6 protein-coding genes, 3 tRNA genes and 1 pseudogene are annotated in these 6,471 nt (G+C 34.0%); 3 read left to right on the top strand and 7 right to left on the bottom strand.

Features of this window, described 5'->3' with window-relative positions:
- Positions 1-118: pseudogene (locus NJT12_RS22440) on the top strand (HlyD family secretion protein); the annotation flags it as partial.
- 837 nt (positions 119-955) lie between these two features.
- Here the strand turns inward: NJT12_RS22440 and NJT12_RS22435 are convergent.
- From NJT12_RS22435 to NJT12_RS22425, 3 genes are all read right to left on the bottom strand, one after another.
- Positions 956-1,038 (bottom strand) — tRNA-Leu (locus NJT12_RS22435).
- Positions 1,039-1,080: 42 nt separating this feature from the next.
- Positions 1,081-1,153: transfer RNA gene (locus NJT12_RS22430), tRNA-Lys, on the bottom strand.
- A 41-nt stretch (positions 1,154-1,194) separates the two neighbouring features.
- A tRNA-Lys gene (locus tag NJT12_RS22425) sits at positions 1,195-1,267 on the bottom strand.
- A gap of 127 nt (positions 1,268-1,394) precedes the next feature.
- Between NJT12_RS22425 and NJT12_RS22420 the strand changes: the two genes are divergently transcribed.
- Positions 1,395-1,913 (top strand): shikimate kinase, encoded by a 519-nt coding sequence (locus NJT12_RS22420; RefSeq protein WP_271338354.1) that lies wholly within the window; start codon positions 1,395-1,397, stop codon positions 1,911-1,913.
- Here NJT12_RS22420 and NJT12_RS22415 read toward each other — a convergent pair.
- The gene (locus NJT12_RS22415; RefSeq protein WP_271338353.1) at positions 1,905-2,405 is read right to left on the bottom strand and encodes a phosphoribosyltransferase domain-containing protein; all 501 of its coding nucleotides are present in this window, start codon (positions 2,403-2,405) and stop codon (positions 1,905-1,907) included. The two genes, NJT12_RS22420 and NJT12_RS22415, sit on opposite strands and share 9 nt — an antisense overlap.
- 123 nt (positions 2,406-2,528) lie before the next feature.
- The gene (locus NJT12_RS22410; RefSeq protein ID WP_271338352.1) at positions 2,529-2,918 is read right to left on the bottom strand and encodes an RNA-binding S4 domain-containing protein; all 390 of its coding nucleotides are present in this window, start codon (positions 2,916-2,918) and stop codon (positions 2,529-2,531) included.
- A 79-nt stretch (positions 2,919-2,997) separates the two neighbouring features.
- Here NJT12_RS22410 and NJT12_RS22405 point away from each other — a divergent pair, with 79 nt between their 5' ends.
- Positions 2,998-4,170, top strand: a complete 1,173-nt coding sequence (locus NJT12_RS22405; protein ID WP_271338351.1) for a BamM family beta-barrel-assembly machinery protein — start codon at positions 2,998-3,000, stop codon at positions 4,168-4,170.
- A 184-nt stretch (positions 4,171-4,354) separates the two neighbouring features.
- On the opposite strand, the gene NJT12_RS22400 is transcribed toward NJT12_RS22405, so the two are convergent.
- Positions 4,355-5,308 carry a transketolase family protein gene (locus NJT12_RS22400; RefSeq protein ID WP_271338350.1) on the bottom strand — a complete coding sequence of 318 codons (954 nt, stop codon included), beginning with the start codon at positions 5,306-5,308 and terminating at the stop codon, positions 4,355-4,357.
- Between the two features lie 75 nt (positions 5,309-5,383).
- Complete coding sequence (locus NJT12_RS22395; RefSeq protein WP_271338349.1) at positions 5,384-6,232, bottom strand: transketolase; 849 nt, start codon at positions 6,230-6,232, stop codon at positions 5,384-5,386.
- Positions 6,233-6,471: the final 239 nt, after the last annotated feature.

Genomic DNA, 6,471 nt, shown 5'->3' with positions numbered 1-6,471 from the left:
TAAAAAGCAAATCGTTTTTCAGCAGGAAATGAAAGGAAGCGCTGAAATTGTAACCGAAGATTTACGATTGATAGAAAGGATTCTATATCAGTTCAAAAGTATTTTTGAGCAAGTTTAGTTAAGATACTTTAACTCTGACAAGAAGATCAGTTGTTGAACTTGCATTTAATGTTGGAGGCTTAATAAAAGGTAAAACTGTTAATAAGGTATTTAGAGATTTAAGATCAGGTGATACTGGTTTTAGATATTATAAATTTGAACTTGTGAATATCAATATTCGTCCAAGCAAAAGAAATCTAATTTTGCAAAGCTTATAGGTCTTTAACCCTTGCTTTAAGATCGATATTAGCGGGCATTTACAAGATTTCTAATAAAATAAGTTTACCTTAGATATGCATATAAAATATAGTTAGTGAATATAAAAATATTATACAGAATTTGATACTTTAATTGTCAATTTTTTATTGATTAAAAGAATATAGTCTTAGCTTTTTGTTCTAGAAAATGTATTAATCCACTCCAATAAATACGGGATTTCAAAAGCTTTTCCAAGAACAGGGGCGCAAATAGGATAACTTATAAAATTTAATAAACTCTACATTGAAAATATCTGCATAAAGTTGAAGAAGATACGAAGGCGATGAAACTAATAAAATCCACGGATAAGAAACTAACATATGTATAAAGCCTATAGACAGGTTTATTGATTATTTAAAGATGTCTGAAAAACACTAAAAACACAAACATCGTTAGCTATATTGCGATTACTGAATGAGTAAAAGCATTTAGAAGTCAATTTAGAGGAGTGCGTAAAGTAAATTTCTTCTTATTCATATTATCTAGCCTTTTGGTTAATCCCCAACTTTTGCGACTCATCCAAAAATTATCAGAATAATTTTCGAACCACAAAAAAGCCTGCAAAATATACACTTTGCAGGCTTTCATTTTTTTATAGTGACCACGGTGGGATTTGAACCCACACGCCCTTACGAGCACCACCCCCTCAAGATGGCAAGTCTACCGTTTCTCCACGTGGCCTGAAATAAAAAAAGGTCAAGTAAATAAATACTCGACCTTTTGTGACCCGACTGGGGCTCGAACCCAGGACCCCATCATTAAAAGTGATGTGCTCTACCAACTGAGCTATCGAGTCATTGCTATCAAGAAAAGTTATTTTGTGAATCACAAAATTTGTGACCCGACTGGGGCTCGAACCCAGGACCCCATCATTAAAAGTGATGTGCTCTACCAACTGAGCTATCGAGTCAAATTCTTTCCTTGAATGCGGGTGCAAATATAAGGAGTTATTTTTGATATTTGCAAGCTTATTTATTATAAATTTGTCTTTTTTTAATCAAAATTTACAACGCCTTAATTTATAGGTCATTATTAAAATGAAAAAGATTATATTATTAGGATATATGGGTTGCGGAAAGTCAACAATTGCCCAGAACTTATCAAAAATTACAAATATTCCCTTTCTGGATTTAGATAAATGCATCGAAAAAAAAGCAAATTTATCAATAAATGAAATTTTCGAACAATTTGGAGAGATTCATTTTAGAAAATTAGAACACGAAATATTTGTAGAATTACTTCAGTCTTCAGAAAAAAGCATAATAGGTTTAGGCGGAGGAACGCCTTGTTATGCCAATAATCATGAATTATTGAAAAGCGATGATGTTACTTCTGTTTATTTAAAAGCTTCGATAGAGACTTTGTACGATAGGCTGGTTCATAACAAAAGCAAGCGTCCATTAATCGCTAATATGAATGAAGAAGAAATGAAAGAATTTATTGCGAAGCATTTGTTCGATAGAAGTTATTATTACAACCATGCACAACACAAAGTTGCGGTTGATAATAAAACTATCGAAGAAACGGTTCAGGATATTTTAGAAATCTTAGCTTAAAAAGGCATAATCGTCGCCATTGTCGTCAAAAACAACCTGAACATGCTCTAGTAAAGATGTTGATAAGGAGATTCCTTTAAAATCTGCCTTTACAGGATATTTTTTATGATTTCTGTCTACAAGTACTGCTGTTTTGAATTTCTTTAACGGAACGTCTAAGAAATGACGAACAGCATAGATCAAAGTGGTACCTGAATTTAAGACATCATCAACCAATACTAATCCTTTGTTTTTATATTCTTCTTTACTTAATGAAGTGTGTATAGGTAATTGCGGATTTTGTTTGTCGACTTTAACTTCGCAAATAGAAACTTTTAATGTTGAAATAGTAGTTAAGGACAAAGCAAGTTTTTGAGCAAAAATAAATCCGTTAGCAGCGATTCCGGCAATTACAATTTCTTCTTCGTCTACAAAAGTTTCGTATATCTGATAGGCAATACGTTTTATTTTATGTTCTATTTCCTGGTTCGTTAAGATAATGTTTTTGCTCATGATTTATTTTTTTTTTGCTAAAGTACAAATTTAGGGAATGAAATTCCAGTATCTATCCCGAAGCTTCGGAATCAAATTCCAGTGTTGAGGTTTTTGATTTTTGGTCTTTTGGGAATTAGGAATTTATTTTTCTTCATTTTCATCAATAATATCATTGCCATATTCATCAATATCCCTTCTGTCTTTTTTTGTTGGTCTTCCTGTTCCGGTTTTGCGATAGTGCTCTTTAGACAGTTTTAATAATTCTAAATGTGCGTAAGCTTCAGCCGGAGTTTCGTTTTTTCGATATATATCAACAAGTTTTGCGCCAACACGACTTTCAGGTATGTCGAGTACGGTGATAATTTGTGTGATTTGATCTTTTCTAAAGGTAATTTTATCCGTTGGAAAAACCTCTTTTGATGGTTTTGCAACTTGCCCATTTACAGTAATATGGTTTTTTTTGCATGCTTCAGTAACCATGTTTCTGGTTTTATAATAACGCACGCACCACAGGTATTTATCTATTCTCATAATTTTTCTAAAATCAACGTTAAAATCTTTACAAAAATAAATCAATATTGTATCTTGCGCACCTAAAAAATTAACAATAATGAATAAATTTAAATATTATTTTATTTTATTGCTTGCCGGCATTTCTTTGGTTTCTTGTAGTAAAAGTGATGACAATGATGTGGTGACCGTTCCTTTAAGAGATTATGCGGAACAATATAAAGCAGATAATGATTCTATTATTAAATATTTAAAGACTAATTTTATTGAGGAGGTAACGGCTGATTTTGATGTTAAGATCTCCAAAATTCCTGCAGGAGGTACGCAAACCTCAATTTGGGACCAGAAGGTTTACCCTTTGCAAACAAGACCTGTGTATAGTAATGATATTACTTATACAATATATTATTTAAGTTTTAGGCAAGGAACAGGAATTACTCCTATTAATACGGATAGAGTGGTTACATCTTATTCGTGCTCTTTGTTAGATGGCACTGTTGCCGAGACTACATATGGATTTCCTGCTACTCAGGATTTGTTTATATATGCTGCAGCTACTACAGGGGTTACGATTGCTAGAGAAGGTTATGGAGAGATTATGCCTAAATTTAAGACAGGAACCTCTACTACAAATGCGGGTACGGGAGTTATTACCTATCAGGATTATGGAGCTGGTATGATGTTTTTGCCTTCTGGTTTAGCTTATTACGCTTCAGGCAATGGTACGATTCCTGCGTATACGCCGATAGTTTATAGTTTTAAATTGCTTGATTTGCAGAGAATGGATCATGATATTGAGTCTGTGGGTGGTCAGTCTTTAAATATTCCGGACGGAATTCCTGATTATCTTGAAGATGTTAATGGTGATGGTTATCTTTATAATTTTACTGATAAGGTTAAGTATCCTAATCCTCCGGCTGATTTAATTGATGATACAGATGGAGATGGTATTCCGGACTTTTTAGATTATGATGATGACGGTGATGGATTTAAAACAAGATTTGAGATAACAAAACCAAGCGATCAGGTTGGTCCTCCTAATTATGGGGTGAGTTTGTTTTATCCTTGGGATCCTAGGGAAGATAATCCTGCAACACCAAATGTAAATGAATGGGAGCCAAGAGGAATTCCTAGAAGACCTACAGGAGCACTAGCGGATCCTAGTAAACCTGAATCTTCGACCAATGTAAAAGCATATTTACCTGAAGATTATACGGCTACGCCAAGATTAAGAATACATTTGGATAAAACGTATCCTATCAAACAGAATTAAATTTTAGTTTAGAAATAATAAACCTCGAAAGTGATTTCGAGGTTTTTTTTTGTGTTTGTGTGAGTTGAGTTTAGAAGGCGTTCGTGTTTGTTTAGGTAAAAGTGTAGTAGAGTTATTTATTAGTACAAAAAAAGCCTCGAAAAGTAATTTTCGAGGCTTTTTCTATAAGTAAGAAATCTAAAAATTATTTTCTTTTGATTACTCTTTCTACAGCTTCAATAATCGCCTGATTGTTTAATTTGTATTTATCCATTAATTGCTCAGGAGTTCCGGATTCACCAAAACTATCGTTTACAGCAACAAACTCTTGTGGAGCTGGATTGTTTAAAGCTAGTACTCTTGAAATGCTTTCTCCAAGACCTCCAAGAATATTGTGTTCTTCAGCAGTTACTACACATTTTGTTTTAGCCAATGATTTTAGAATTGCTTCTTCGTCAAGAGGTTTAATAGTGTGGATGTTGATTACTTCAGCAGAAATTCCTTTTGCTTCTAAAGCTTCAGCTGCAATAAGAGCTTCCCAAACTAAGTGTCCTGTTGCTACAATCGTAACATCCGTTCCTTCGCTTAATAAAATTGCTTTTCCAATTACGAAAGGTTCGTCAGCGGGAGTAAAATTAGGTACTACCGGACGGCCAAAACGTAAATAAGCCGGACCATGATGATCAGCTAATGCTAATGTTGCTGCTTTAGTCTGATTGTAATCGCAAGTATTAATTACAGTCATTCCAGGTAACATTTTCATTAATCCAATATCTTCAAGGATTTGGTGTGTTGCTCCGTCTTCTCCTAGTGTTAAACCAGCGTGAGAAGCGCAAATTTTTACGTTTTTATCAGAATAAGCAACAGATTGGCGAATTTGATCGTAAACCCTTCCTGTAGAGAAGTTTGCGAAAGTTCCTGTAAAAGGAATTTTTCCCCCAATTGTTAAACCTGCAGCAATACCAATCATGTTAGCTTCTGCAATACCAATTTGGAAAAAACGCTCCGGGTGATTTTTTTTGAAATCATCAAATTTTAATGATCCGATTAAATCAGCACAAAGTGCTACAACATTTTCGTTTTTTTGACCTAATTCAGTCATTCCTGCTCCAAAACCAGAACGGGTATCTTTACTTCCTGTATTTTCGTATTTTTTCATTTTGTTTTTTTGCTATAAGCAATAGGCTGTAGGCAATAGGCATAAAGCTTATTGCTTAAAGCTTAAGGCTATTTTTTAATAATCGGCTAAAGTTGAGATGTTTTGAGCTAAAGCACTTGCTAATTGATCGTTGCTTGGTGCTTTACCATGCCATGCATGTGTATGCATCATAAAGTCAACTCCGTTACCCATTTCAGTATGTAATAAGATACAAACTGGTTTTCCTTTTCCTGTTCTTGATTTAGCATCATTCAAACCTGCAAGAATAGCATCGATATTATTTCCTTCTTTTATTTCAAGAACGTCCCAGTCAAAAGCTTCAAATTTAGCACGAATACTTCCCATTGGTAAAACTTCGTCAGTTGTTCCGTCGATTTGTTTCCCGTTAAGGTCAATAGTCGAAATGATATTGTCTACTTTTTTGGCAGAAGCATACATGATAGCTTCCCAGTTTTGACCTTCTTGTAGTTCACCGTCTCCATGCAAAGAATAAATGATATGATTGTCGCCATTTAATTTTTTTGCTTGAGCAGCACCAAGAGCTACAGATAAACCTTGTCCTAATGAACCAGAAGCGATACGAACTCCAGGCAATCCTTCATGAGTTGTTGGATGTCCTTGTAAACGTGAGTTTAGTAATCTAAAAGTTGAAAGTTCTGAAACAGGGAAATAACCGCTACGTGCTAGTACGCTATAAAATACAGGAGAAATATGACCATTTGAAAGGAAGAAAAGATCTTCTCCAATTCCGTCCATATCAAAACCTTCTTTACGCTCCATAATATTTTGATAAAGAGTTACCAAAAATTCAGTACAACCTAGTGAACCACCTGGGTGACCTGAGTTGACAGCATGTACCATTCGAAGAATATCTCTTCTTACTTGGATAGTTAAATCGCTTAATTGTTGTGTGTTAGGCTTCATTTTATATGTAAAAGTTAAACTGAATGCAAAAGTAATTGTTATTTTGCGGGCTGACAAATGATTTTTCGCTTTAGTTTGTCACAATTGTTAAATTAACCCGCTTTTTTTGTAGATGTTATAAAAACGATGGATTAATTTTAGATTTTCTGAATATGATGGTAAAAAAGCTCTTTTTTTTGCTGAAAAATCATAAAAAAAGTCCCGAATTCGGGACTTAAAGTATGCTTAAATGATATCAA

It is taken from the genome of Flavobacterium azizsancarii (assembly GCF_027980145.1).
Taxonomy (GTDB): Bacteria; Bacteroidota; Bacteroidia; order Flavobacteriales; family Flavobacteriaceae; genus Flavobacterium; species Flavobacterium azizsancarii.
This window is presented reverse-complemented; position numbering and strand designations above follow the sequence as displayed.